Raw genomic sequence first — 24,495 nt, 5'->3', positions numbered from 1 at the left:
GAGGAAGTCTCGCCGCGTCGAACGCGCGACCCTCGTACGACCCACCGCGGTCGACGAGGGTTTTTTGTTGCCCGAGCCACGAACACCGCCCCGACAATCCACGACCCACGAGGCAGAAACGATGACCAGCGCGACATCGCGACCCGCCCCGGTCGCCGCATCCCCCGGGCCGGCCAGGTCCGGGACGCCAACGGCCCGTCCTAAGCCGACTCCGCCGGCCGGCGCCCCCGTTCGGGTGACCGGCGCCCAGTCGCTCGTGCGCTCGCTGGAGGCGGTCGGCGTCGAGGTGGTGTTCGGAATTCCCGGCGGGACGATCCTGCCGGCGTACGACCCGCTGCTCGACTCCACCAAGCTGCGGCACGTGCTGGTCCGCCACGAGCAGGGCGCCGGCCACGCGGCCAGCGGGTACGCGCACGCCACCGGGAAGGTCGGGGTGTGCATGGCGACGTCCGGGCCGGGCGCGACGAACCTGGTCACCCCGCTGGCCGACGCCAGCATGGACTCGGTGCCGGTGGTGGCGATCACCGGTCAGCAGACCAGGGCGCTGATCGGCACCGACGCCTTCCAGGAAGCCGACATCTGCGGCATCACGCTGCCCATCACCAAGCACAACTACCTGGTCACCGACCCGGCGGAGATCCCGCGGGTGGTGGCGGAGGCGTTCCACCTGGCCAGCACCGGCCGACCCGGCCCGGTCCTGGTGGACATCCCCAAGGACGTGCTGCAGGAGGTCACGAGCTTCTCGTGGCCGCCGGAGCTGCGGCTGCCCGGCTACAAGCCGACCACCCGGCCGCACGGCAAGCAGGTCCGCGAGGCCGCCAAGCTGATCGTCGCCGCCCGCCGGCCGCTGCTCTACGTCGGCGGCGGCGTGATCAAGTCGAAGGCGTCGGCCGAGCTGCGCGAGCTGGCCGAGGCGACCGGGATCCCGGTGGTCACCACGCTGATGGCGCGCGGCGCGTTCCCCGATTCGCACCCCCAGCACCTCGGCATGCCGGGCATGCACGGCTCGGTGGCCGCGGTCGCCGCGATGCAGAAGGCCGACCTGCTGATCGCGCTCGGCGCCCGGTTCGACGACCGGGTGACCGGCCAGCTGGCCACGTTCGCCCCGGACGCGCAGGTCGTGCACGCCGACATCGATCCGGCGGAGATCTCCAAGAACCGCCGGGCGGACGTACCGATCGTGGGTGACTGCAAGGAGATCCTGGTCGAGCTGATCGCCGCGGTGCGGGCCGAGCGGGCCGACGGCGGCCGGCCCGATCTGACCGCCTGGTGGACGCAGCTGACGTCCTGGCGGGACAACTACCCGCTCGGCTACGACTGGCCGACCGACGGAACGCTGTCGCCGCAGTACGTCATCGAGCGGATCGGCAAGATCGCCGGCCCGGACGCGATCTACACCGCGGGGGTCGGCCAGCACCAGATGTGGGCGGCGCAGTTCATCTCCTACGAGCGGCCGGGCACCTGGATCAACTCGGGCGGGCTGGGCACGATGGGCTACGCGGTCCCGGCCGCGATGGGGGCCAAGTTCGGCCAGCCGGACAAGGTGGTCTGGGCGATCGACGGCGACGGCTGCTTCCAGATGACCAACCAGGAGCTGGCCACCTGCGCCATCGAGGGCGCTCCGATCAAGGTCGCAGTGATCAACAACGGCAACCTCGGCATGGTCCGGCAGTGGCAGAACCTGTTCTACTCGGAGCGCTACTCGCAGACCGATCTGGGCACGCACAAGCACCGGATCCCGGACTTCACCCTGCTGGCCGAGGCGCTGGGCTGCGCGGGGCTGCGCTGCGAGACGCGCGAGGAGGTGGACGCGGTCATCAACCGGGCCATGGAGATCAACGACCGGCCGGTGGTGATCGACTTCGTGGTCGGCAAGGACGCCCAGGTGTGGCCGATGGTCGCCGCGGGCACCGGCAACGACCAGATCATGGCCGCGCGCGGGATCCGCCCGCTGTTCGACGAGGACTAGGCATGAAGCTTGCGGAACTGCCGGCGAGGGAGTCGGCCCACCGCGACGAGGGTAGGCCGAGGAACGAGGTCTGCCCGTGGAGCGGTCCGGCGACCCACCACCCAAGGCGACCCACGACCATGGCCGACATTCCCGAGCGGGAGGGCTGACCGATGAGCACACACACTTTATCCGTCCTCGTCGAGAACAAGCCCGGTGTGCTGGCCAGGGTGGCCGGGCTGTTCTCCCGGCGGGGCTTCAACATCGAGTCGCTGGCGGTCGGCCCGACCGAGCACAGCGACATCTCCCGGATGACGATCGTGGTCGCGGTCGCCGACCAGCCGCTTGAGCAGGTCACCAAGCAGCTGAACAAGCTGATCAACGTCATCAAGATCGTCGAGCTGGAACCGGCCGCCTCGGTGCAGCGCGAGCTGCTGCTGGTCAAGGTCCGGGCCGACGCCACGGTCCGCAGCCAGGTGCTGGAGACCGTGCAGTTGTTCCGGGCCAAGGTGGTCGACGTGTCGCCGGAGGCACTGACCATCGAGGCCACCGGCACCGCCGATAAGCTCGAGGCCCTGCTGCGCATGCTCGAGCCCTATGGAGTACGGGAGATGGTCCAGTCCGGCATGGTGGCCATCGGCCGGGGTCCCCGATCCATCACCGCCACCGGCGTGCGTTGACCGTGTTTTCCCACCCCAACCGGACATCCAGGAAGGAAGTACCCGAGAGCATGGCAGTCGAGATCTTCTACGACGACGACGCGGACCTGTCGATCGTGCAGGGGCGCAAGGTCGCGGTCATCGGCTACGGCAGCCAAGGTCACGCGCACGCGCTGAGCCTTCGAGACTCCGGTGTGGACGTCCGAATCGGACTCCCCGAGGGCTCGAAGTCGCGGCCCAAGGCCGAGGACGAGGGGCTGCGCGTGCTCACCCCCGCCGAGGCCGCCGCCGAGGCCGACCTGATCATCATCCTGGCTCCGGACACCAAGCAGCGGTCCATCTACGCCGAGGCCATCGCCCCCAACCTGGAGGCGAATGACGCGCTGTTCTTCGGGCACGGGTTCAACATCCGCTACGGTCTGATCACCCCACCGTCCAATGTGGACGTGGCGATGGTGGCGCCGAAGGGCCCAGGGCATCTGGTGCGCCGGCAGTTCGTCGACGGCAAGGGTGTGCCCTGCCTGGTCGCGGTCGAGCAGGACGCGTCGGGGGGCGCCACCGCGCTCGCCCTGTCCTACGCCAAGGCCATCGGCGGCACCCGGGCCGGCGTGATCAAGACGACGTTCAAGGAGGAGACCGAGACCGACCTGTTCGGCGAGCAGGTGGTGCTCTGCGGCGGCACGACCGCCCTTGTGCAGGCCGGGTTCGAGACGCTGGTCGACGCCGGCTACGCCCCCGAGGTGGCCTACTTCGAGTGCCTGCACGAGCTCAAGCTGATCGTGGACCTGATGTACGAGGGCGGGATCGCCCGGATGCGCTACTCGATCTCCGACACCGCCGAGTACGGCGACGTGTCCCGGGGCCCGCGGTTGATCAACGACGCGGTGCGCGAGGAGATGCGCAAGATTCTCCGGGAGATCCAGGACGGGTCGTTCGCCGAGGAATGGGTAGCCGAGGACGACGCTGGCCGGCCCAACTTCACCAAGCTGGTGCAGGCCGGCGAGCAACATCCGATCGAGGAGGTCGGCCGGAAGCTGCGTGGGCTAATGTCGTGGGTCGACCGCCCGATCACTGAGACCGCATGAGGGGACACGATGAGCGACGAGCAGTCGCGAACGAGTGCACCGATCTTCGATGACAAGGCCCACGTCCGCGGCAAGCTCGACCTGACCAAGGCCGAGTGGCAGCGGGCGGCCGAGCCCGACGCCGACCCCGAGGGCGAGTACGTCGAGATCGCTTTCGTGCCGCACACCGACGGCAAGACCTACATCGCCATGCGGAACTCGAAGTACACCGGCCCGGACGACACGGTGCTGGTGTTCACCGAGTCGGAGTGGGACGCCTTCGTGCAGGGGGCGAAGGCGGGGGAGTTCGACGAACCGTGGTGACTTGACCTACCCACCAGGCCGCCTCACTAGACTCCCCGCCGTGACCAAGCCGAGTAAGCCCGTCGTCCTGATCGCCGAGAAGCTGGCGCCGTCCACCCTCGAGGTGTTCGGCGACGAGGTCGAGATCCGCCATGTCGACGGGACCGACCGCCCGGCGCTGCTCGCCGCGGTCGCCGAGGCCGACGCCCTGCTGGTGCGCTCGGCCACGAAGGTCGACGCCGAGGTGCTGGCCGCCGCCCCGCGGCTCAAGGTGGTGGCAAGGGCCGGCGTCGGACTGGACAACGTGGAGGTGCCGCCGGCCACCGAGCGCGGCGTGCTGGTGGTCAACGCGCCGACGTCCAACATCGTCTCGGCCGCCGAGCACGCCGTCGCGCTGCTGCTCGCGGTGGCCCGCCGGGTGCCGGCGGCCGACAGCAGCCTGCGCGGCGGGGAGTGGAAGCGCAGCTCGTTCTCCGGCGTCGAGCTCAACGGCAAGACCGTCGGCGTGGTCGGGCTCGGCAAGATCGGCCAGCTGTTCGCCCAGCGGATGGCGGCCTTCGGCACCGAGCTGATCGCCTACGACCCGTACGTGTCGCCGGCCCGCGCCGCCCAGCTCGGCATCGAGCTGGTCAGCCTGGACGAGCTGCTGTCGAGGGCGGACATCATCTCCGTGCACCTGCCCAAGACGCCGGAGACCAAGGGGCTCATCGGGGCCGACGCGCTGGCCAAGACCAAGCCGGGCGTGCTGATCGTCAACGCCGCGCGCGGGGGCCTGGTGGACGAGGACGCGCTGGCCTCGGCTGTCCGAAGTGGACACGTGGGCGGCGCGGGGGTGGACGTCTTCGCCGAGGAGCCGACCACCTCCAGCCCGCTGTTCGAGCTGCCCAACGTGGTGGTCACGCCGCACCTCGGCGCGTCGACCGCGGAGGCGCAGGACCGGGCCGGCACCGACGTGGCGCGGTCGGTGCTGCTGGCGCTGCGCGGCGACTTCGTTCCGGACGCGGTCAACGTCGCCGCCGGCGGCGTGGTCGGCGAGGAGGTCCGGCCGTTCCTGCCGCTGACCCAGAAGCTCGGCACCGTGCTGGCCGCGCTGAGCAGCAAGCCGCCCGCGTCGATCACCGTCGAGGTGCGCGGCGAACTGTCCACAGAGGACCTGTCGGTGCTGCCACTGGCCGCGCTGCGCGGGGTGTTCGCCGGGATCGTCGAGGACCAGGTCACGTTCGTCAACGCGCCGCGGCTGGCCGAGGAGCTGGGCGTGGCCGTCGACCTGGTCACCGAGCCGGAGAGCGAGGCGTACCGCAGCCTGGTGACCCTGCGCGCGGTGTACCCCGACGGCGAGACGCTCACCGTCGGCGGCACGCTCACCGGCCTGAACGGGGTGCAGAAGCTGGTCGAGGTCAACGGCCGGCACTTCGACCTGCGCGCCGAGGGCCACGTGCTGCTGCTGGAGTACGAGGACCGCCCGGGCGTGATGGGCCGGGTGGGCACGCTGCTCGGCGAGGCCGGGGTCAACATCGAGGCGGCACAGCTCAGCCAGACCACCGACCCCACCGCGGCCATCATGCTGCTGCGCGTCGACCGCCCCGTCGACCATGCCGTGCTGTCCTCCATCGGCGCCGCCGTAGGCGCCACCCTGGTCCGCGCGATCGCGTTTGACTAACCGGAAGTTAGGCCCGAGACCGTACCTCTCTCGGTTTGCGCGCTACGCGGTCGCGCCGGCGGGGCCGAGATCGTGATCATGTCGCGGTGGCGCGCTCCGTGGTCGCCTTGACTGCCGCGGTGGCGGCCGGCCTCCGGCGCGAGACATCACCTGGACGGGTGGCCACGATCATCGCCCGGGCGTGTTCCGGGTAGCCTTCCCTGGACCACCACGCGCGACCCCATATTGTCGTTGCGACAGACGGTGCGCGGCGGGATAACACCCTGGAGGTGTGCATGCGGCTCGCGGTGATCCCCGGTGACGGGATCGGGCCCGAAGTGATCGCTGAGGCCCTGAAGGTGCTCGGCGAGGTGGTTCCCGATGCCGAGATCACCCGCTACGACCTCGGCGCGGCGCGCTGGCACGCGACCGGGGAGCTGTTGCCCGAGTCGGTGCTGGCCGAGCTCCGGCAGCACGACGCGATCCTGCTCGGCGCCGTCGGCGACCCGTCGGTGCCGTCCGGGATCCTGGAACGCGGGCTGCTCCTCCGGCTGCGGTTCGAGCTCGACCACCACGTGAACCTGCGCCCGGCCCGGCTCTACCCCGGCGTCAGAAGCCCGCTGGCCGACCCCGGCGAGATCGACATGATCGTGGTCCGGGAGGGCACCGAGGGCCTCTACGCCGGCAACGGCGGACTGTTGCGAAAGGACACTCCACACGAGATCGCCACCGAGGTCTCGGTCAACACGTCCTACGGCATCGAGCGCGTCGTCCGCGACGCCTTCGCCAGGGCCGCCGCCCGCCCCCGCAGGCACCTGACCCTGGTGCACAAGACCAACGTCCTTACCCACGCCGGTTCCCTGTGGTCCCGCGTGGTCGAGGAGGTCTCGTTGCAGCACCCCGATGTCACCGTCGCCTACCAGCACGTCGACGCCACCACCATCCACATGGTCACCGACCCCGGCCGGTTCGACGTGATCGTCACCGACAACCTCTTCGGCGACATCCTCACCGACCTCGCCGCCGCCGTGACCGGCGGCATCGGCCTGGCCGCAAGCGGCAACCTGGACATCACCCGCCGCAACCCGTCGATGTTCGAGCCGGTCCACGGCAGCGCCCCGGACATCGCCGGCCAGGGCATCGCCGACCCGACCGCCGCCGTCCTGTCGGTCGCGCTGCTCCTCGACCACCTCGGCGAGGCCGAGGCCGCGCGCCGCATCGAGGCCTCCGTCGCCTTCGACCTTGCCACCCGCGACCACCCCTCCCCGGGCAACACCTACGCCATCGGCGACCGCCTCGCCGCCCTCGTCTCCTCCAACACCTCCACCACCCGCACCGACGTGTAGGGCCTACTCCGTGATCGAGTCATGGCGGACCAAGCGGTACAGGTCGAGGATCTCGGTGGGGTTCGTCAAGAACCATTCGGCTCCAGGGGCCTGAGTCCAACCGTTGGCCACGCGGCCCGGCTACCCGGATCGTCCGGTCCGCGTGGCCGTGTCCTGACCATGGCCGGGCCCGCTCTCACCAACTGGGAGGGTGGGCCCGGGATCTGGTATCCGGGCGCGGAGTGTGCCAGTATGTGCCCGTGACCACCTTTGTGATCATTATCGATGAGCGCGCCGGGTAGCTGAGCTACCACACCCGGCGCGCTGACCTCTCGCATCCCGCGGGAGGTTTTTTGTTGTCCGGCCAACCTTTCTGCAAGGAGCATCCCGTGACCCGCACCGCCCCCGCCGGCACGCCGCTGGGCGACGACTTCCACGTGTACGACACGACCTTGCGTGACGGGGCGCAGCGGGAGGGGATCTCGTACTCGGTCGCCGACAAGCTGGCGGTCGCGCGGCTGCTCGACGAGCTGGGGGTGGGGTTCATCGAGGGCGGCTGGCCGGGGGCGCTGCCCAAGGACACCGAGTTCTTCGCCCGTGCGGCGGCCGGCGAGCTGAACCTGAACCACGCCGCGCTGGTCGCGTTCGGATCCACCCGCCGGGCCGGGACGACGGCGGCCGAGGACGCTCAGGTGCGGGCGCTGCTGGACAGCCGGGCGCCGGTGATCACGTTGGTGGCCAAGTCGGACCGGCGGCACATCGAGCGGGCGCTGCGCACGGACGTCGCCGAGGCGTGCGCGATGGTGCGGGACACGGTGGCGTTCCTGGTGAGCGAGGGCCGGCGGGTGTTCCTGGACGCCGAGCACTTCTTCGACGGGTTCGGCTACGACCCGGACTGCGCGCTGCGCGTGCTCACCGCGGCGATGGAGGCCGGGGCCGACGTCGCGGTGCTGTGCGACACCAACGGCGGGCAGCTGCCGCTCGGGCTTGCCGACACGGTGGGCGAGGTGATCGCGCGCACCGGGTTCCGGGTCGGGATCCACTGCCAGGACGACACGGCGTGCGCCGTGGCGAACAGCGTGGCGGCGGTGCAGGCGGGGGCGAGCCACGTGCAGTGCACCGCCAACGGCTACGGGGAGCGGGCCGGCAACGCCGACCTGTTCGCCGTGGTGGGCAATCTGGTGACCAAGCTCGGCATGCCGGTGCTACCCGCCGACAGCGTGCCGGAGCTGGCCAGGGTTTCCCATGCCCTGGCCGAGATCGCGAACATCGCACCCAACACCCATCAGGCGTACGTCGGGTCGTCGGCCTTCGCTCACAAGGCGGGGTTGCACGCGAGCGCGATCAAGGTGGACCCCTTGCTGTACAACCACATCGACCCCTCCGTGGTTGGCAACGACATGCGGGTGCTGGTCACGGAGATGGCCGGCCGGGCGAGCCTGGAGCTCAAGGGCCGCGAGCTCGGGGTCGACCTGGCCGGCCAGCCCGCCGTGCTGAACGCGGCGGTGCGCCGGGTGAAGGAGCTCGAGGCCCGCGGCTGGTCGTTCGAGGCCGCGGACGCCTCGCTCGAGCTGCTGCTGCGCACCGAGCTGTCCGAAGTGGACAACACACCGTTCGTCCTCGAGTCCTACCGGGTGATCCTGGACCACCGGCTCGACGGCGAGGTGGTCTCCGAGGCGACGGTCAAGGTGCATGTGGCCGGCCAGCGGGTGATCGCCACCGCGGAGGGCAACGGCCCCGTGCACGCACTGGACGCCGCCCTGCGCACCGCGCTCCTGCCGCACCTGCCGTGGCTCGACGAGGTCCAGCTGACCGACTACAAGGTCCGGATCCTGACCGACCACCACGGCACCGACGCGGTGACCAGGGTGCTGGTCGAGTCCACCGACCACGAGCGCGAGTGGACCACGGTCGGCGTGCACGGCAACATCGTCGAGGCGAGCTGGCTGGCGCTGTGCGATGCGTTGGCGCACAAGGCGATGCGGGTCCGGGCCGGGGCCGCCGTCGCCGGCTGACGCGGTGTCCTAGGCTGGCCCGCGTGCGTATCGCTCGTGTAGCCCATCCGGACGGAATGGCCTTCGTGGCGCTCGAGGGCGAGGGCGCCGACACCGTCGCGGCGGAGATCGCCGAGCATCCGTTCGGGGAGCCGACGTTCACCGGCCGCCGGTGGCCGCTGGCCGACACCCGGCTGCTCGCCCCGATCCTGCCGACCAAGGTCGTCTGCGCCGGCAAGAACTACGCCGACCACGCCCGCGAGATGGGCGGCGAGGCACCGGCCAACCCGGTGATCTTCCTGAAGCCCTCGACCTCGGTGATCGGCCCGGGCGCGGCGATCCGGCTCCCACCCGATTCGTCCAGAGTGGACTACGAGGGCGAGCTGGCCGCGGTGATCGGCGCGCCGTGCCGGGACGTCCCCGCCGCGCGGGCCAGGGACGTGCTGCTCGGCTACACCGTGGCCAACGACGTCACCGCGCGGGATCAGCAGGACGCCGACGGGCAGTGGACGAGGGCCAAGAGCCACGACACGTTCTGCCCGCTCGGGCCGTGGATCGACACCGCGGTCACCCCGGACGACCTGGCGCTGCGCACCGAGCTGGACGGGGTGACCAAACAGGACTCCCGCACCTCGCTGCTGCTGCACGACGTCGGCACGCTAGTCGAGTGGGTGTCCCGGGTGATGACCCTGCTGCCCGGCGACGTGATCCTCACCGGAACCCCGGCCGGGATCGGCCCGATGACCGCCGGCCAGACGGTGAGCGTGACGATCGAGGGGATCGGCACGCTCACCAACCCGGTGACCAGCCGCTAACTTCGGCCGGCCACGGCCGAGGTGGGGCGGCGGGCGAAGTCCGGGGCGTGCTCCGGGCGCGGTCCGATCGCGACGATGTAGGCCGGAACGGCGCGCAGGAACGGGAAGCGCTGGGTGAGCAGCACCGGCGCCTTCGGGAACCTGCCCAGCTCGCCGGCGAGCGCCGGTCCGATGAGCGCCCGGTGGATCACCCGTTGCAGCCCCTGGGTCACCACCATGGGGAACCACCGCCGGCGGCGGACCTTGGCCAGGTCGACCGGGCGGACCCGGTGCCGCCGCAACGGTTCGGCCAGCAGCGTCGCGGCCGCCACCGCGTCCTGCACGGCCAGGTTGATGCCGACGCCGCCGGCCGGCGACATCGCGTGCGCCGCGTCGCCGATCAGCAGCAGGCCGTCGGAGTGCCAGCGGCGCAACCGGTTCAGCCGGACGTCGAGCATCTTGACGTCGTCCATGCTCTCGATCGAGTCGACCCGGTCGGCCAGCTCGGGCGCGATCGCCGCCACCGTCTCGCGGAACCACCGCACGCCCTTGGCCCGCAGCGCCCGGTCCGTGCCCTTCGGCAGGAAGTAGGCCACCTGGAAGTAGTCGCCCCGGTTGATCAACAGGAGCAGCTCGTTGCCCTTGATCCGCGGCGACAGCCCGCTGACCTCGCCGCCCTGCTCGTACCGCGGCAGGCGGAACCACCAGACGTCGAACGGCACCGGGTACTCCTTGGGCACGAAACCGCCCTGCTGGCGCAGCAGCGATCCGCGGCCGTCACAGGCGACGGTGAGCTCGGCGCGGATCTCCCCCTCGGCGCCATCGGCCGTGCGGTAGCGCACACCGGTCACCCGCTCGCCGTCCCGCAGCAGCCCGGTGGCCTCGGTGTTCATCCGCAGCGTGAAGGTGGGCTCCGGCTTGGCCGCGTCGGCAAGCAGGTCGAGGAAGTCCCACTGCGGAACCGTGGCGATGTAGTTGTACGGCGGTCGCAGCCGTGACACGTCGCCGAGCGTCGCGACACCGCCGTCCACCGGCACCGCGACGGTCTCGAGGCGGCTCTGCGGCAGCTTGCGGAACTCCGCGCCCAGCCCCAGCTCGTCGAGCAGGCGGATGGTGGACGCGTGCACCGTGTCACCGCGGAAGTCGCGCAGGAAGTCGCCGTGCTTCTCCAGCACCGTGACCTCCACGCCGGCCCTGGCCAGCAACAGGCCGAGCACCATCCCGGCCGGGCCGCCACCAACGACGAGGCAGGTGGTTCGTTCGGTGTTGGCCATGATCACTCACTCCCCAAATTTCAACACTGGTTGAATACTTTGAGGATGGCACCGGACGCCAGGCGCGTCAAGCCGGTTGCGGCTGGATACCCTGAACGGACCATGACGACTTCCGCTCCGCCCCCCGGGGTGCGCACCCGGTTCTGCCCGTCGCCCACCGGAACGCCGCATGTCGGGCTGGTCCGCACCATGCTCTTCAACTGGGCGTTCGCCCGCCATCACGGCGGCACCCTGGTGTTCCGCATTGAGGACACCGACGCCGCGCGCGACACCGAGGACAGCTACCGGGCACTGCTCGACGCGCTGCGCTGGCTGCGCCTTGACTGGGACGAGGGCCCCGAGGTGGGCGGCCCGCACGGCCCGTACCGGCAGAGCCAACGCCTCGAGATCTACGCCGACATCGCCGGGCGCCTGCTCGCAGCCGGCGAGCTGTACGAGTCGTTCTCCACGCCGGAGGAGATCGAGGCGCGGCGCCGCGCGGCCGGGGACGATCCCAAGCTCGGCTACGACAACCGGGATCGCGAGCTGACCGCCGAGCAGCGGGCCGCCTTCCGCGCCGAGGGCCGCGAGCCGGTGCTGCGGCTGCGCATGCCCGACGACGACCTCACGTTCACCGACCTGATCCGCGGGGAGATTACGTTCCGGGCCGGCAGCGTGCCCGACCCGGTGCTGGTCCGCGCCAACGGCGCCCCGCTGTACACGCTGACCAACCCGGTCGACGACGCGCTCATGCGGATCACCCACGTGCTGCGCGGCGAGGACCTGCTGCCGTCCACGCCGCGGCAGCTCGCGCTGTCCCGGGCGCTGCGCCGGATCGGGGTGGCCGACTTCACGCCGCGGTACGCGCACCTGCCGCTGGTCCGCGGGGAGGGCAACAAGAAGCTGTCCAAGCGGGATCCGGAGTTCAACCTGTTCCACTACCGGGAGCGGGGGTTCGTGCCCGAGGGCATGCTCAACTACCTTGCCCTGCTCGGCTGGGCGATCGCCGACGACCGCGACGTGTTCACCATGGCCGAGATGGTGGCCGCGTTCGACGTCACCAGGGTCAGCTCCAACCCGGCCCGGTTCGACGTCAAGAAGGCCGAGGCGATCAACGCCGAGCACCTCAGGGCGCTGCCCGCGGAGGAGTTCGTCGACCGGGTGGTGCCGTACCTCGTGGCCGCCGGCACCCTGCCGGAATCGCCGTCCGGCGAGCAGCTGGCCACTCTCCGGGCAATTGCGCCGCTTATTCAGGAACGGCTCATCGTGCTCTCCGACGCGCCCGGAATGGTGGGGTTCCTGTTCGTTTCCGAGGACGATTTCCGGCCCGAGCCGGAATCGGTCGCCAAGGCGCTCGGTCCGGACGCGAAGCCCATTCTCGAGGCCAGCATCGAGTCGTTGTCGGACGTGCCGGAATGGTCGGCGGCCCAGATCGAGCAGGCCCTCAAGGCGGCTCTGATCGATGGCCTCGGCCTCAAGCCGCGCAAGGCGTTCGCTCCGGTCCGGGTCGCGGTCACCGGGCGGACGGTCTCGCCGCCGCTGTACGAGTCGATGGAGCTGCTCGGCCGGGAGCGGTCCCTGTCCCGGCTGCGTCGAGCGAGCCCGTAACGCCGAGGGAGGCGCGAGCGATAAACCCCGTTCGGGGTCCGTTGTGGACGGCCCGACCTGGATCGAATCAGAACTAGCACTATCCCCTAAACAGCCGAATCGGTGGGGGCGCCCGGCGACCTAGCCTCTCGGGGGTGACTTCCGCGCTCGTGCCCGTGCACCTGCATGCCAAGGCGATGTCGACATCGGACAATTTGGAGGAGACGCACCTGCCACCCCGAATTCAGGCCGTCTGCCTGGACATCGACGACACCCTTGTCGACTTCACGACCTCTGCGCGGAAGGCACTGTGCAGCATGATCGGCCGTGACGACATGTGGCCGACCTGGCTGCGGATGACCGAGGAGCACGTCGCCAAGGTGGTGTCCGGGGAGATGGACCCGGACACCATGCGCATGGCCCGCACGAAGGCGTTCCTGGCCGACCTCGGCGCGCTGCTGGACGACGAGGCCGTCTGCCGGCTCGAGGACCGCCGGATGGCCGAGGCGTCCGGCGACTGGCGGCTGTTCGACGACGTGTTCCCGTGCCTGGACTGGCTCCAGGCCGCCGGGCTGAAGGTGGCCGCCGTGACCAACGCGTCCGGCTCCCACCAGCGCGCCAAGCTCAACCGGCTGGGCATCGCCCGGTTCTTCGACACCGTGGTCATCGCCGGCGAGCTCGGCGCCGCCAAGCCCGACCCGGTGATCTTCCGGACCGCGTGCGACAACCTCGACGTCCCCGTCGACGAGGCCCTGCACGTCGGCGACCGGCTCGACGTCGACGCCCTCGGCGCCCGCGACGCCGGCCTGCACGGCGTCTGGCTCGACCGCTGCCACGCTCCCGGCCCCCGCCCGCACGCCGGCGTCCACGTCATCGACACCCTCGGCGACCTCCCCGAACTGATCGTCAGCGAGTATCTCACCCCCGCCACGACCAGCACCTCCGCCGTCCCCGGCCAGCGCATGCCCGATCCGGTTTCCGGTCCTCGAGCCGCGTGGTCTACCATCTCAGGTCGGCACCACGGACAGTGACCCGAGCCCGTGCTCGGGCCACTGTCCAGCCGTGCTGGTGGGGTATGGTGTAATTGGCAGCACGACTGATTCTGGTTCAGTTAGTCTAGGTTCGAGTCCTGGTACCCCAGCGCGGTGAATCGTGTACGATTCCGCTGCGTTTACGGCCCCGTCGTCTAGCGGCCTAGGACGCCGCCCTCTCAAGGCGGTAGCGCGGGTTCAAATCCCGTCGGGGCTACAGGTGTCGCCCGAGCATCCCGAGGCCGGGAAATCACCAGGTAAACGGTGGATTCCCGGCCTCGGGCTCGTGTTTCGGGGCTTGCTGGCAGCGATCTTGGAAAGGATCGCTGGGCATGGCCAAGGGCATGAACTCCTCGGACGTCTACACTGTCCACATGGGGGAACCCTCCTGGGCGCGAGCGCCCACGGGGGAACATCGAGGAACGATCCGGTGGCTCGTTGCGGGTCCGGGTCTACGCCGGCAAGGACGTCCTCACCGGACGCGACCTGTACCTGAAGGAGACCATCCCGGCCGGGCCGGACGCCTGGGCTCAAGCGGAGCAGGTGCGTGAGGCGCTCGTTCGCCAGGTCGAGCAGGGCCGTCAGCCGCGGCCAACGCCACGCTGGGTCAGCTCATCGAGGAGCACCTGAAGAACGCCGACATCGGGCGGCGCAGCAAGCAGACCTTGCAGGGGTACGCGCGCAAGCACATCCACGCGCTGCCGATCGGCGACTGCACGATCAGCCAGGTCGACGCGCACGCGCTGGAGACCTTCTACGCCGAGCTGCGCCGCTGCCGCGACCACTGCGACGGCCGGCCCACAGTCCGGCACTACACACCCGCCGACCACCGCTGCACGAACCCGGTCGCGGTCAGCGGCCCATTCGACATCGAGATCCCCAACTCCCAGCTGATCACGCAGCATCCACGCCGCGGCTGCGGCGTGCTCCACCGACCCGGCGGGATTCTGCGCCGGCGCGGTGACCAGACGCCGAGCCGGTTCCACGCTGCCGTCGACCAAGCGGTCGCCCGTGCCGAGAACCCACTCCACCTCGACGGAGTCCCGGTAGACTGCGACGACCCCTGCCTCGTCGGCGTCGATCATGCGCTGCACGACCACATCCATGGTTGGGGGCTGCCAGAAACTGCTGTCCCGATGGGTGATCGCGCGCACTGAGAACCAGGACCTCCAGACCGCCACAATGGCCTGCTCGAGATCGGCGCGCGAGACGTCGAGCTCAGTGCTGTAGAGACCGGCGAAGCTGCGGCGGGGTCCGTCTTCACCCGCGGCTGACGAGCGCACCGCGAACAGGCTGACGTCCGGCAGGAACTCCGGGAGTTGCGCGGTCAGTACGTCGCGCATCGCGTCTGTGAGCTGAATACCCGCGAGGCGGCGCATGCTCTGGATGCTCATCTGATGAGCGGTCTCCCACCGAGACCAGCAGTCGGCGATCTCGGCCAGTTGCGCGTTGGCCGCGAGACCGAACCAACTTGATGAGATGACTACGAACTCCGGCACGTCCACGAGGTGATAGATGTCGAGCAGGATCCTCGCCTTGCCCCCGCACAGAGTCGGCCGCGCGCCAAGTTGCGGGACGATGAGCGGTTCAACTGGCGGAGAAGTCATAGTGAATCCTTGTCGCGCATGGTCCTGAACTGCCCTGGTACTTGCCGCGATAGAGATCAACCGTGCCCAGCGGCTTCCACCACATGATCTGACCGATCTCCATACCCGGATAGATGCGGAGATTCGTGGCCGCGAACAGCTGCAGCGTCCACTGCCCGAGATAGCCGATATCGCCTAGGGAGGCCGACAGGTTGATAAACACCCCGAGTCGTGCGACCGATGAGCGGGCCGCGAATGTTGGCGCATAGTAGTCGCTGCCCATAACTTCGATCGTGGACGCCAGGGTATAGACGTTGTGCTTCTAGGACGAAACCCGATTCAGGCATCGTCACTAGCTCGGTCGCGGGACGCCTGCGGGGATCGATAACACGGTCTCTGTAGATTCGTAGCGAGTTGCCGACCCGGAAGTTGTAACTGTTCGGGTTGACGTTCTCGGCCAGGAAGGGATCGATGGTGATCCGTCGAAGGGCGATCTCAGATACGATCTGCTGGCCGGTAAGAATCATCCTGTCCGCCCTGTAGCGAAGAGTCGATCAACACGCATTGTCGAGGGACGCACCGTAGTTGAGGACAGATAGCGGTCATCATAGGGGATGACAGTGCCATGTGGACACCGAAACGCGATCTTTCCTATCTGCATTCCCGGATATAAAGCAATTCGGTGCGCAACCCGAATCTCAAGCGTCCACCGAATGACCGCACCCGTGTGACCCAGCGGAGCACTGAAATGAATCCACATTCCCATCGACGCGAGAGATCGCGTCGCGTACAACGTCGCTGCGAACCGTGTCGAGCCCAGTACTTCTCCGGTCTCACCCAGTAGAAACGGCCCGGCTCGAGAACCCGGCCATCGTCCTCGAGGAAACTTGCCGACATCAAAGGATCAGACCGAGCGTCCAGCGACTCCGTCGCACAGTCAAGAAGCCTCCGACCGAGAGTCACGCGATAGCTATTGGGCTCGAGGTGCTCAGGAGAAAACGGATGAATCGTCATCGTGCCGCCACCTACCTCGGCGGCAATTCTGTTTCCTGTGAGGATCATCAACATCCTCCCGACCTGAACCGGAATCAGCTGAGCTCACGACCAGCCAAGCCGCTGACCGATCCCGCTGGGAGGCTCACACCGGGGGCTCACGGATCGCGCACGAGGTTCACGGGTAGAACACGACCTACTACCAAAGGTAACAGACCCGCCGGGGTGGTCAACCGGAGGCGAGCAGCGTGGCCGAACCAGCGCAACCAGCAAGCGGTCCCAACACGCGCCTGAACGCGCTCATCCTGGCGTCCGGTGCCAGCCGAAAGAGCCTCGCGCTCAGAATCAACGAACTCGCTGCCAGCGACGGCAAGCACACCGCCTACACCCACACCAGCGTGGCCAACTGGACCCGCCGTGGCATGATGCCCGAGCCTGAGATCCGACCCCTGTGACACGGCGCGACTTGCCGAGCTCGAAGTGACCGCCGGTCTTGGTTTCTGTGTCGCGGGGACGCTGGCGTTGTACTCGATATTGGTATTGTTGCGCGGGGTTGAAAGAGACCTGTCATCGGCGGGGTCGTTAAGTGGTAGGGCAGCTGACCTTCTGCGTTCAACGCTAATCTTCGGTGTCTGCCCCTGCTAATCGTCATGATGTATGGAGCTGTCGGCGATCATCTCCTGGCAAAGTATGGTAAGCCGGGCTTTCATGGGCTCGATTTGGCGGCGCTCATCCTTATGGTCGCCACGATCGGTATCATGCCGATCATCGTGGCCAGTACCAAAAGCCCAGCGGGGCGGATTGGCTCGTCGACAACCTGGCTCGAATGGGTGTCGCAGTCGCAGTTCTATCACTGCTGGCCACGACGCTTACAATCTCGTTCGTCGGCAGAGACACGGTCTATTCGGACTACGTGCCGCTGGCATGCTTATGCGGGTTGACAGCATTTCTGTGGGGAGTGATGTATTCATCGGCGCGATATCGCCCGTAGAAGACGCACTGCGCCGCCGAGTGCCTGTGCGGCCAGCGGCGGACAGCGGCGGGGATTGATTCATCGAGCGGGCCGGTCATCCCTGAGAAATGCAGATATGCGCATGGGCGAACCTTTTAGCGACGTTCGGCGACGAACAGCATCAGCTAGATCACGAGCGGCTCAACCGGCGGATCGATCACCACTGTAGGACTTGCGACGGCCGGATGTAAGCATCGGATAGTGAGTTAGTCTGGGTCGGTCGTCGTTGCCTCACCCTGTTCGTCAAGCGTCATCTGATGATTTGGTGGCGTATCGTGCCGTTGGTCGGCGGGTGATTCACGCTTCGCCGCTGGATTTGCCGGAGACGTTGCTGCCTGTCCGTTGAGGTTGGTGGTGTTGCCACCGGTGAGGTCAATGACTAGTCGGTGGCGGGCGGCGGCGCGGAAGTCAGGGCGTAGCCCAGCCGTGGTGACCAGATACCCGCAGACGTCGGCGAGGAGCTTGGCGGCGACCGGACGGACCTGCTTGCCGAAGGCGTCGGCGACGGTGGCGTCGATGCGGTTGGGTTCGGATACGGCGAGGTATTCCGCGTAGCGGAGGACCTCGGCGATCTCGGCGGGCCGGACAAGAAATCGGTTGATCAGTTCGACGGCAAAGTCGACATAGGGTGGGTGGATGACGCTGTTGTCCACGTTGGGGATCCCGGACTGTTTCAGTAGCCGGGCCAGGTTGGCTTCTCGCGCAGGGCGAGTTCCCCGCCGCCGATGTAGGTGCGCAGCGCGGTGGGGATGTCGCCCATGCGGGTGGAGCGCGCGTAGGCCACCGCGTGGGCGATGGCCAGGGCGTAGTGCCAGGCGCAGTCGTAGAACAGGGTGCGGTGTTGCCGGTTGGTCGGGTCCAGGACGGCGACGACGTCGGTGAGGTGCGCGACCAGTTGGGTGAGGTTGCGGTACGGCTCGTAGACCCAGTAGTCGAAGTTGAGGTAGTCGAGCAGCTTGGCCAGCTTGCGGTCGGCGTTGTCGTAGGCGTTGAGGTGCACCGCCGCGGTTTCGACGTCGAACAGGCAGGCCAGCGGGCCGCCGGTGAGGTTGACCGCGGTGGCGAACGTACCCTCCAGCGCGGCGAGGTCGTCCGGGGCGAGCACGCCGACACCGAGCCGGCTGGACAGGGTCCGGGCGGCACCGGGGACGGGCTGGGCACGGACCATGTAGGCGTCGTTGGCCGCGACGAAGTCGGCCACTCCCCGAATCCAGAACATACGTTCGATCGGGGCGCGGGTGGTGGAGCGGCAGTCGGCGAAGGTGGTGTGCAACTGGCCGGCCGGGGTGAACCCGACCCCGAGGACATCGAGGTCGGTGTACTCCTGCCACCCTGGTCCGCGGTCTTGGCCGGCCGCGTAGCCGCGCAGCCGCACCCCGACTCGGGTAGAGCAACCCATCCGCCACAACAGCCGCCGGACCGCGACCTTGAGCGGCAGTCCTCGTCAGTGCCGCGTCCCCGCCGCGGTGCCTCGGTGGCGGGCCGGCCGGACCGCGCCCGCGCCGCTCGTCCGGGTCGCTGCTCGTGGTCGGTCACGAGATGATTCCGTAGCCCATGACCGCCGAGATGAGTCGGGAGTACTCGGCCTCCTTGTGCACCAGCCGCGGCTTGGTGGCCTTCACGGTCTTCATCGGGTTGAGATACCTCGCGTCAGTGGACAGCAGCTCGCGGGCCGTCTCGGCGTCCCGGCCGCTGAAGCTCTCGCCGAGGGTCAGCAGGTCCCGAGCGATCTGCAGGGCGCGCCTGTTGTCCGCGGTGTCGACCAGCGTGGCGGTCACCCAGCTGCCGCCCGGATTGGTGTCCGGCTCGAAGGTGATGATGCCCTTGTTACGCATGAGCCGGTACTGGCGGCTGTGCGAGCTGTGCGGTGACAGCGCCCCATACTTGGGCAGGCCGTTCACGGCGTAGGCGGCAGAGCTGAGCTTGGAGAAGCCGCCGAACTGCTCGCCGCAGCGCACGTAGGCGATGATGGCCAGCGCCTTATCCAGCACCGGCTTCTCCCCGACGAGCAGCCCGCGGTCCAGCGTGTAGGGCAGGGTCGCGAACGGCATCGCGTGCTCGGTCGCGTAGTCGACAACCGATGCTTGAGGCGCTCAGTGGCTCGCTGGGCCCCGGCTGTGACGGCGCTTGGCGTGGGAGCTGGCTGCTGTCGGCCGTGACACCCGGGTCCACCTGGCGCCAACGGGCGTCAGATGGCGGCCGGGATGGCGATGGCGCTTGGAGGCGCCGCAGGCGCATGGTGCCAGCGCCAGCACCCGGGATGCAGCACGCTCGTCGTGGACGGGCGCGAGTCCAGGGAGGTGTTGTCAAAGGCCTGGTCGGTCTTGGCTTGTCCGTCGGAAGTGACCGCAGATGTTCGTGAGTTGTGACCGCTTTGCCGATCAAGTTCATGATCAATATCGGCGAGAAGTGACCGCACTTGGGCGCTTGGGTGGGTGCGTTGGTGGTCAGGGTTCGTTGGTGTTCCTGCCATGATCGCGTAATGGCCGGTACGTCCGTCGTGCTTGATGGGCGAAGGACGAGGACTTTACCTGGCCACCAGCGAGGACCTCGAACTGGCTACACGCGGGGACTTTCTCATGGCCACGGACAGGCGCTCCCATGGGTTGTTGATCAGGAGGTTCTTGATGTCGGGGCAACGATCTGGGCGGTGTCTGGGGATCGCTCTTATGGGGGGCTGCTGTAACGGCGTACCGGCATTGTGCGAATGGGACTTTGCGGATGAGCCCGCCGGGCGTGATCGGATCGGGCGGTTGGCCGGCGGCATCGCGGTGAGGAGATGTCATGGCCTCTCGTGGCATGGTTCGAATGGTTCGCCGTGGTGGACGTCGGTTGGTCGGGCTGGCGGCGGTGGGGGTGGTGGTGGCCGCGACCAATGTGTTGGCGTTGGCTGGGGTCGCTCGTGCGGTGAGCTCGACGACGTGTGTGGGAAGTTCGTCGATCAGTTATTCGCCCGGGCTGACGTTTGCCCCGCGGACGGTGCAGTACACCGAATCGGACACGTTCAGCAGTTGTGTATCTACTGACCCCACCCTGGGCGGGGGTACCTCCTCGTCCAACGCCACATTTCCGGGCGCGACGTGCCTGGCGCCGCCTGGTGTCTTCGCGGACCCGGCCTACACGATCAGCTGGAACAACGGCCAGCACAGCGTTGTCGAGCTGACCTTTACTGATGTCGTCGTGGGCGGCACCGAACAGGTCACCGGCACCGGCCCCGTGATCAGCGGTGCGTTCCAGGGCGGTAACGCCACCATTGTCTGGCTCTATCCCGTCCTCAACCCGCTGCACTGCGCGACCAGCCAGGGAGTCACCCACCAATCCGGTCCGGTCGCCGCCCAGATCACCGCGCCATGAGGGTCAATCGGAGTCCCACGACCCGCGCAACCCATCACAGGCAGGCCAAGACACCGCCGCTGCGGTGACCTACCGATGTGAGGAAGGCGATGATCCTGTTGAGCGTGGATCCGTTGGCCCGGCCGGCCTTGTGGCGATTGCGGTGGCGTTGTTGGCGGGCGGCGGCGCTGTGCGTGGCGCTGGCCCTGGCGGTCAGCACTGTCGCCGTCCCGGTAGCCGGGGCGACCGCGGCGAGCGTCGACGTGGAATGTGTGGGCACCTTTGCCCGGACGTTCGTCCCGCCGGTCACCCGCACCCCACAGACGGTCACCGTGACGGGCGGCTATGACTACTCCACCTGCGTGGTCGGTCCGACCGCGACCGGTGTGGAGAGCGTGACTCTGACGCTGAGCTGCATCCCGGTCACCGCCGGGCCGGCAACCACGGAGACCCTGACCTGGCATGACATCGCGGGCGGTACCAGCACCGTCGCCTGGTCGCCCCCTACCGTCGTCGGCCAGACGGTGGTGTACACCGGCGTGGTCACGACGGGACGCCATGCCGGCGACACCGCCACCAAAGTCACCTCCGGCGTCAGCTACCTCGGCAGCGTCATCCCCTGCCTGCTCGGCATTCCCGTCTCGTCAACTACGGGCTTGGTCGACAGCCTGCTACTCACCCACTGACCCCCGTTAAACCGGCCGCCCCACCTCGCCGATCCAAGGAGCCATTCATGGCATCGATTCGAAGATCCCCGCACGTGCGCGTCGGCCTGCTCGCGCTGGCCACTGGTGCGGCGCTGCTCGCACCGGTCCCGGCGGCGCAGGCCGTTGTCGCGACCACGCTGGCCTATGTGCCGAACTTGGGTGCTGACACGGTGTCGGTGGTGGACACCGCCAGCAATACGGTGACAGCTACCGTGCCGGTGGGCGCCAACCCGCTGGCGGTGGCGGTCAACCGGGCCGGAACCCGGGCCTACGTGTCCAATTTCAACTCCGGCTCGGTGTCGGTGATCGACACCGCCACCAATTCGGTGACCGCCACGGTCGGCGTCGGTGCCGGGGCGGCCGGGATGGCGGTCAACCGGGCCGGCACCAAGGTCTACGTCGCCAACCAGAACGCGCGCACCGTGTCGGTGATCGACGCCGCCGCCAACACCGTGACCGCTACGGTCGCCGTCGGTGGCGGACCGCTCGGGATGGCGCTCAACCCGGCCGGAACCCGGGCCTACGTCACCAATGCAGGCCCGCCTTCGGTGTCAGTGATCGACACCGCCACCGACACTGTCACCGCCACGGTCGCGGTCAGCGGCGGACCACGGGGGGTCGCGGTGAACCCGGCCGGCACCAAGGTCTATACCGCCGACCACGGCTCGGGCACGGTGTCGGTGATCGACACCGCCACCAACACCGTGACCGCGACCATCCCCACCGCCGCCTTTCCGCAGCGGTTGGCGTTCACCCCGGATGGCAGCCGGGCCTATCTGACCCACGATTTCGGCTCCACGGTCTCGGTGATCGACACCACCACCAACACCGTGCTCACCACCATCGACGGATTCGCCAGACCCACCGGCGTCGCGGTCAACGCCACCGGCACCCTCGCCTACATCAGCAACCGGGGCGTGGACACGGTCTCGGTGGTCGACACCACCACCAACGCCATCACCGCCACCATCGCCGGCTTCGCGATCCCCTTCGACCTGGCGCTCAACGGCATCCCGCCCTATGCGTTCACCGGTTTCCTGGCCCCGGTGGCCAACCCGCCCGCGGTCAACACCTGGAATGCCCGGCGGCCGGTGCCGATCCGGTTCAGCCTGGGCGGCGATCAGAGCCTGGACATCCTCGCCGCCAACGCTCCCGCCTCCCAGCAGGTCAACTGCACTACCGCCGAACCCATCGGCCCCAGCGAGGAAACCGTCACCGTCGGCGGCTCCCGGCTGGCCTACGACCCGACCACCGAGTCCTACATCTACGTGTGGAAGCCCGACCCGGCCTGGGCGGGCACCTGCCGCGCGTTGCTGCTCACGCTCAACGACGACAGCACCCACATCGCCCGCTTCCAGTTCAGCTGAGCCACCTCGCCGCGGGCCGGCCCGGCCGACCGGGCCTGGCTCACCGATGAAGAGGAGAATCATTCATGTCACTGATTCGAAGATCCCCGCGGGTGCGGGTCGCCCTGCTCGCACTGGTCACCGGTGCGGCACTGCTCGCACCAGTCCCGGCGGCGCAGGCGGCCGCAACCCCGACCACCCGGGCCTACCTCGCCAACTTCGGGACCAACACGGTGACGGTGGTCGACACCACCAGCAACAGCGTGATCGCGACCATCCCGGTGGGGGTCCGGCCGTTCGACCTGGCCGTCGATCCGGCCGGGACCCGCGTGTACCTCACCACCAACGGCTCGGACAGCGTGTCGGTGATCGACCCGGCCAGCAACACCGTCACCGCCGCGATCCCGGTCGGGGGCTACCCGTGGCGGGTGGCCGTCGATCCGACCGGGACCCGCGTCTACGTCACCAACATCTTCTCCGACAGCGTGTCGGTGATCGACCCGGGCAGCAACACCGTCACCGCCACCATCCCGGTCGGGGGCGCCTCGGAGGCCGTGGCGTTCGATTCGGCCGGGACCCGGGCTTACGTCACCATTCCGGGCTCGGACAGGGTGTCGGTGATCGACACCACCAGCAACACCATGACCGCCACCATCCCGGTCGGCAGCTTCCCCAAAGGAGTGGCGGTCAACCCGGCCAACGCGCAGGTCTACGTCGTCAATGCCTTCTCGGGCAGCCTGTCGGTGATCGACCCGGCCAGCAACACCGTCGCCGCCACCATCCCCACCGACACCCCGGACGAGCTGGCGTTCCATCCGGCCGGCACCCACCTGTACGTCACCACTGGACCCGGCCCCGTCTCGGTGATCGACCCCGCCACCAACACCGTCACCGCCACTATCGACGGCGTAGCCGGCGGCGGGGACATCGCGGTCGACTCGACCGGCACCTTCGCCTACGTCGCCGACAACAACGGCGAACGGCTGGTGGTGATCGACACCGCCACCAACACCATCACCGCCACCATCCCCAACATCCCAGGACCGATAGGCCTGGCGCTCAACGGCACCCCGCAACCGCCGCCCTGCACCGGGTTCACCGGATTCTTCGCCCCGGTGGACAACCTGCCCACCATCAACATGATGAACGCCGGCCGCGCGGTTCCGGTCAAGTTCCGGCTGTGCGGCGACCAGGGCCTGGACATCTTCGCCCCCGGCTCACCCGCCTCCCAGCAGATCGACTGCGACACCGCAGACCCGGTCGACGCCGTCGAGGAAACCATCACCGCCGGCGGCTCCAGCCTGCACTACAACGCCTCCACCGGCACCTACCACTACGTCTGGAAGACCGACCCAGCCTGGGCCGGCACCTGCCGCGCCTTCCTGCTCACCCTCAACAACAACAGCACCCACACCGCCCACTTCCAATTCCACTAACCATTCACGCCGCAAAGGCCGCCCGGCCACCCCGGCCGCCGGGCGGCCGAACCCGGCGGGGCCGACACAGGCACGCCCGCCCGGCCACCACCAACGCAGTAGGACTGGTCGTGAACCCGCAATGGGACAGCGGCAGTTCCCGAAGGCCGAGCTGAACGGCACGTCCCCTCAGGCAGGCCCCGGCACCTCAAGCAGCGCGGCGTCAGGGACGTCGGTGTAGTGCAGCCGGGGTGCGCACCACGCTGGCCGCGTTGCGCTCGAACTCGGGCGAGCCGGTCACGACGCTGCAGGTACGGCACGCCCTACATGACTCGCCAGCGCTATGCACCGGAACTTGCTGCAGCAGGGCCGGGTGGGCGCCTGGACGTGCACGCGGTGCCGCAGCACGTGGAAAGTTGGCCGGCCGGCATCTTCCGACCGCCGACCGGCGTCCAGCGCGTCTGACCAGCAGGCTACCGACCGTGCCTGTTCGTGACGTGGATCTT

At 68.7% G+C, this 24,495-nt stretch carries 22 protein-coding genes, 2 tRNA genes and 2 pseudogenes; 18 read left to right on the top strand and 8 right to left on the bottom strand.

Annotation, left to right across the window (positions count from 1 at the left end):
- The first annotated feature begins 121 nt into the window (after nt 1-121).
- The 9 genes from VGX25_RS26135 to VGX25_RS26095 all read left to right on the top strand — a co-directional run bounded on the left by VGX25_RS26135 (nt 122) and on the right by VGX25_RS26095 (nt 9,747).
- Complete coding sequence (locus VGX25_RS26135; RefSeq protein ID WP_326920551.1) at nt 122-1,969, top strand: acetolactate synthase large subunit; 1,848 nt, start codon at nt 122-124, stop codon at nt 1,967-1,969.
- A gap of 2 nt (nt 1,970-1,971) precedes the next feature.
- Nucleotides 1,972-2,118 (top strand): hypothetical protein, encoded by a 147-nt coding sequence (locus tag VGX25_RS26130; protein WP_326920550.1) that lies wholly within the window; start codon nt 1,972-1,974, stop codon nt 2,116-2,118.
- Nucleotides 2,119-2,121: 3 nt separating this feature from the next.
- A complete protein-coding gene (ilvN, locus tag VGX25_RS26125; protein WP_326920549.1) occupies nt 2,122-2,628 on the top strand; it encodes an acetolactate synthase small subunit in 507 nt (168 codons plus the stop codon).
- 50 nt (nt 2,629-2,678) lie between these two features.
- Nucleotides 2,679-3,692, top strand: a complete 1,014-nt coding sequence (ilvC, locus tag VGX25_RS26120) for a ketol-acid reductoisomerase (RefSeq protein ID WP_326920548.1) — start codon at nt 2,679-2,681, stop codon at nt 3,690-3,692.
- 9 nt (nt 3,693-3,701) lie between these two features.
- Nucleotides 3,702-3,995, top strand: a complete 294-nt coding sequence (locus VGX25_RS26115; protein ID WP_326920547.1) for a DUF397 domain-containing protein — start codon at nt 3,702-3,704, stop codon at nt 3,993-3,995.
- A 40-nt stretch (nt 3,996-4,035) separates the two neighbouring features.
- A complete protein-coding gene (gene serA, locus VGX25_RS26110) occupies nt 4,036-5,634 on the top strand; it encodes a phosphoglycerate dehydrogenase (RefSeq protein ID WP_326920546.1) in 1,599 nt (532 codons plus the stop codon).
- A 275-nt stretch (nt 5,635-5,909) separates the two neighbouring features.
- Nucleotides 5,910-6,959 carry a 3-isopropylmalate dehydrogenase gene (locus VGX25_RS26105; protein ID WP_326920545.1) on the top strand — a complete coding sequence of 350 codons (1,050 nt, stop codon included), beginning with the start codon at nt 5,910-5,912 and terminating at the stop codon, nt 6,957-6,959.
- A gap of 368 nt (nt 6,960-7,327) precedes the next feature.
- Entirely contained in the window at nt 7,328-8,953 is a 1,626-nt protein-coding gene (gene cimA, locus VGX25_RS26100) for a citramalate synthase (protein WP_326920544.1), read from the top strand.
- A gap of 23 nt (nt 8,954-8,976) precedes the next feature.
- Nucleotides 8,977-9,747 (top strand): fumarylacetoacetate hydrolase family protein, encoded by a 771-nt coding sequence (locus tag VGX25_RS26095; RefSeq protein WP_326920543.1) that lies wholly within the window; start codon nt 8,977-8,979, stop codon nt 9,745-9,747.
- On the opposite strand, the gene VGX25_RS26090 is transcribed toward VGX25_RS26095, so the two are convergent.
- Nucleotides 9,744-11,000: an FAD-dependent oxidoreductase gene (locus VGX25_RS26090; RefSeq protein WP_326920542.1), complete on the bottom strand. Its 1,257-nt coding sequence runs from the start codon at nt 10,998-11,000 to the stop codon at nt 9,744-9,746. The genes VGX25_RS26095 and VGX25_RS26090 overlap by 4 nt on opposite strands.
- 102 nt (nt 11,001-11,102) lie before the next feature.
- On the opposite strand from VGX25_RS26090, the gene gltX reads away from it, so the two are divergent.
- The 4 genes from gltX (at nt 11,103) to VGX25_RS26070 (ending at nt 13,814) form a co-directional block, all read left to right on the top strand.
- A complete protein-coding gene (gltX, locus tag VGX25_RS26085) occupies nt 11,103-12,587 on the top strand; it encodes a glutamate--tRNA ligase (RefSeq protein ID WP_326920541.1) in 1,485 nt (494 codons plus the stop codon).
- A gap of 134 nt (nt 12,588-12,721) precedes the next feature.
- Nucleotides 12,722-13,597 (top strand): HAD family hydrolase, encoded by an 876-nt coding sequence (locus VGX25_RS26080; protein WP_326920540.1) that lies wholly within the window; start codon nt 12,722-12,724, stop codon nt 13,595-13,597.
- A gap of 38 nt (nt 13,598-13,635) precedes the next feature.
- Nucleotides 13,636-13,707: transfer RNA gene (locus VGX25_RS26075), tRNA-Gln, on the top strand.
- Between the two features lie 34 nt (nt 13,708-13,741).
- Nucleotides 13,742-13,814, top strand: a tRNA-Glu gene (locus VGX25_RS26070).
- Between the two features lie 364 nt (nt 13,815-14,178).
- On the opposite strand, the gene VGX25_RS26065 is transcribed toward VGX25_RS26070, so the two are convergent.
- The 4 genes and pseudogenes from VGX25_RS26065 to VGX25_RS35795 all read right to left on the bottom strand — a co-directional run bounded on the left by VGX25_RS26065 (nt 14,179) and on the right by VGX25_RS35795 (nt 16,245).
- Nucleotides 14,179-15,204, bottom strand: coding sequence for a PEP/pyruvate-binding domain-containing protein (locus VGX25_RS26065; RefSeq protein ID WP_326920539.1), 1,026 nt, complete (start codon nt 15,202-15,204; stop codon nt 14,179-14,181).
- Complete coding sequence (locus tag VGX25_RS26060) at nt 15,185-15,466, bottom strand: dCTP deaminase (protein WP_326920538.1); 282 nt, start codon at nt 15,464-15,466, stop codon at nt 15,185-15,187. Before VGX25_RS26060 ends, VGX25_RS26065 begins: the two co-directional genes overlap by 20 nt.
- 88 nt (nt 15,467-15,554) lie before the next feature.
- Nucleotides 15,555-15,710: pseudogene (locus VGX25_RS35800) on the bottom strand (dCTP deaminase domain-containing protein); the annotation flags it as partial.
- Nucleotides 15,707-16,245, bottom strand: a pseudogene (locus tag VGX25_RS35795) (dCTP deaminase). The pseudogenes VGX25_RS35795 and VGX25_RS35800, both read right to left, overlap by 4 nt.
- A 179-nt stretch (nt 16,246-16,424) precedes the next feature.
- Between VGX25_RS35795 and VGX25_RS26055 the strand changes: the two are divergent.
- Complete coding sequence (locus VGX25_RS26055; protein WP_326920537.1) at nt 16,425-16,631, top strand: hypothetical protein; 207 nt, start codon at nt 16,425-16,427, stop codon at nt 16,629-16,631.
- 763 nt (nt 16,632-17,394) lie between these two features.
- On the opposite strand, the gene VGX25_RS26050 is transcribed toward VGX25_RS26055, so the two are convergent.
- The 3 genes from VGX25_RS26050 to VGX25_RS26040 form a co-directional block, all read right to left on the bottom strand.
- Complete coding sequence (locus VGX25_RS26050) at nt 17,395-17,841, bottom strand: hypothetical protein (RefSeq protein ID WP_326920536.1); 447 nt, start codon at nt 17,839-17,841, stop codon at nt 17,395-17,397.
- Between the two features lie 20 nt (nt 17,842-17,861).
- The gene (locus VGX25_RS26045; protein WP_326920535.1) at nt 17,862-18,563 is read right to left on the bottom strand and encodes a hypothetical protein; all 702 of its coding nucleotides are present in this window, start codon (nt 18,561-18,563) and stop codon (nt 17,862-17,864) included.
- Nucleotides 18,564-18,720: 157 nt separating this feature from the next.
- Nucleotides 18,721-19,239: a hypothetical protein gene (locus tag VGX25_RS26040; protein ID WP_326920534.1), complete on the bottom strand. Its 519-nt coding sequence runs from the start codon at nt 19,237-19,239 to the stop codon at nt 18,721-18,723.
- 781 nt (nt 19,240-20,020) lie between these two features.
- Between VGX25_RS26040 and VGX25_RS26035 the strand changes: the two genes are divergently transcribed.
- From VGX25_RS26035 to VGX25_RS26020, 4 genes are all read left to right on the top strand, one after another.
- A complete protein-coding gene (locus tag VGX25_RS26035) occupies nt 20,021-20,542 on the top strand; it encodes a hypothetical protein (protein WP_326920533.1) in 522 nt (173 codons plus the stop codon).
- 173 nt (nt 20,543-20,715) lie between these two features.
- Nucleotides 20,716-21,207 (top strand): hypothetical protein, encoded by a 492-nt coding sequence (locus VGX25_RS26030; protein WP_326920532.1) that lies wholly within the window; start codon nt 20,716-20,718, stop codon nt 21,205-21,207.
- A 47-nt stretch (nt 21,208-21,254) separates the two neighbouring features.
- Nucleotides 21,255-22,595 carry a PxKF domain-containing protein gene (locus tag VGX25_RS26025; RefSeq protein ID WP_326920531.1) on the top strand — a complete coding sequence of 447 codons (1,341 nt, stop codon included), beginning with the start codon at nt 21,255-21,257 and terminating at the stop codon, nt 22,593-22,595.
- 65 nt (nt 22,596-22,660) lie between these two features.
- On the top strand, nt 22,661-24,010 hold the full coding sequence (locus VGX25_RS26020) for a PxKF domain-containing protein (protein WP_326920530.1): 1,350 nt from the start codon (nt 22,661-22,663) through the stop codon (nt 24,008-24,010).
- Nucleotides 24,011-24,495: the final 485 nt, after the last annotated feature.

The sequence above is a fragment of the Actinophytocola sp. genome (assembly GCF_035942955.1).
Taxonomy (GTDB): domain Bacteria; phylum Actinomycetota; class Actinomycetes; order Mycobacteriales; family Pseudonocardiaceae; genus DASYTH01.
Note: the sequence above shows the minus strand (reverse complement) of the source record. Positions and strands in the feature narration are given on the sequence as shown.

Bases quoted from the DNA above. Each gene is read 5' to 3' on its own strand.
- VGX25_RS26135 (WP_326920551.1), top strand. From the start codon at position 122: ATGACCAGCGCGACATCGCGACCCGCCCCGGTCGCCGCATCCCCCGGG.
- VGX25_RS26130 (WP_326920550.1), top strand. From the start codon at position 1,972: ATGAAGCTTGCGGAACTGCCGGCGAGGGAGTCGGCCCACCGCGACGAG.
- ilvN (WP_326920549.1), top strand. From the start codon at position 2,122: ATGAGCACACACACTTTATCCGTCCTCGTCGAGAACAAGCCCGGTGTG.
- ilvC (WP_326920548.1), top strand. From the start codon at position 2,679: ATGGCAGTCGAGATCTTCTACGACGACGACGCGGACCTGTCGATCGTG.
- VGX25_RS26115 (WP_326920547.1), top strand. From the start codon at position 3,702: ATGAGCGACGAGCAGTCGCGAACGAGTGCACCGATCTTCGATGACAAG.
- VGX25_RS26105 (WP_326920545.1), top strand. From the start codon at position 5,910: ATGCGGCTCGCGGTGATCCCCGGTGACGGGATCGGGCCCGAAGTGATC.
- VGX25_RS26090 (WP_326920542.1), bottom strand. From the start codon at position 11,000: ATGGCCAACACCGAACGAACCACCTGCCTCGTCGTTGGTGGCGGCCCG.
- gltX (WP_326920541.1), top strand. From the start codon at position 11,103: ATGACGACTTCCGCTCCGCCCCCCGGGGTGCGCACCCGGTTCTGCCCG.
- VGX25_RS26065 (WP_326920539.1), bottom strand. From the start codon at position 15,204: ATGACTTCTCCGCCAGTTGAACCGCTCATCGTCCCGCAACTTGGCGCG.
- VGX25_RS26060 (WP_326920538.1), bottom strand. From the start codon at position 15,466: ATGGGCAGCGACTACTATGCGCCAACATTCGCGGCCCGCTCATCGGTC.
- VGX25_RS26040 (WP_326920534.1), bottom strand. From the start codon at position 19,239: ATGCCGTTCGCGACCCTGCCCTACACGCTGGACCGCGGGCTGCTCGTC.
- VGX25_RS26025 (WP_326920531.1), top strand. From the start codon at position 21,255: ATGGCATCGATTCGAAGATCCCCGCACGTGCGCGTCGGCCTGCTCGCG.
- VGX25_RS26020 (WP_326920530.1), top strand. From the start codon at position 22,661: ATGTCACTGATTCGAAGATCCCCGCGGGTGCGGGTCGCCCTGCTCGCA.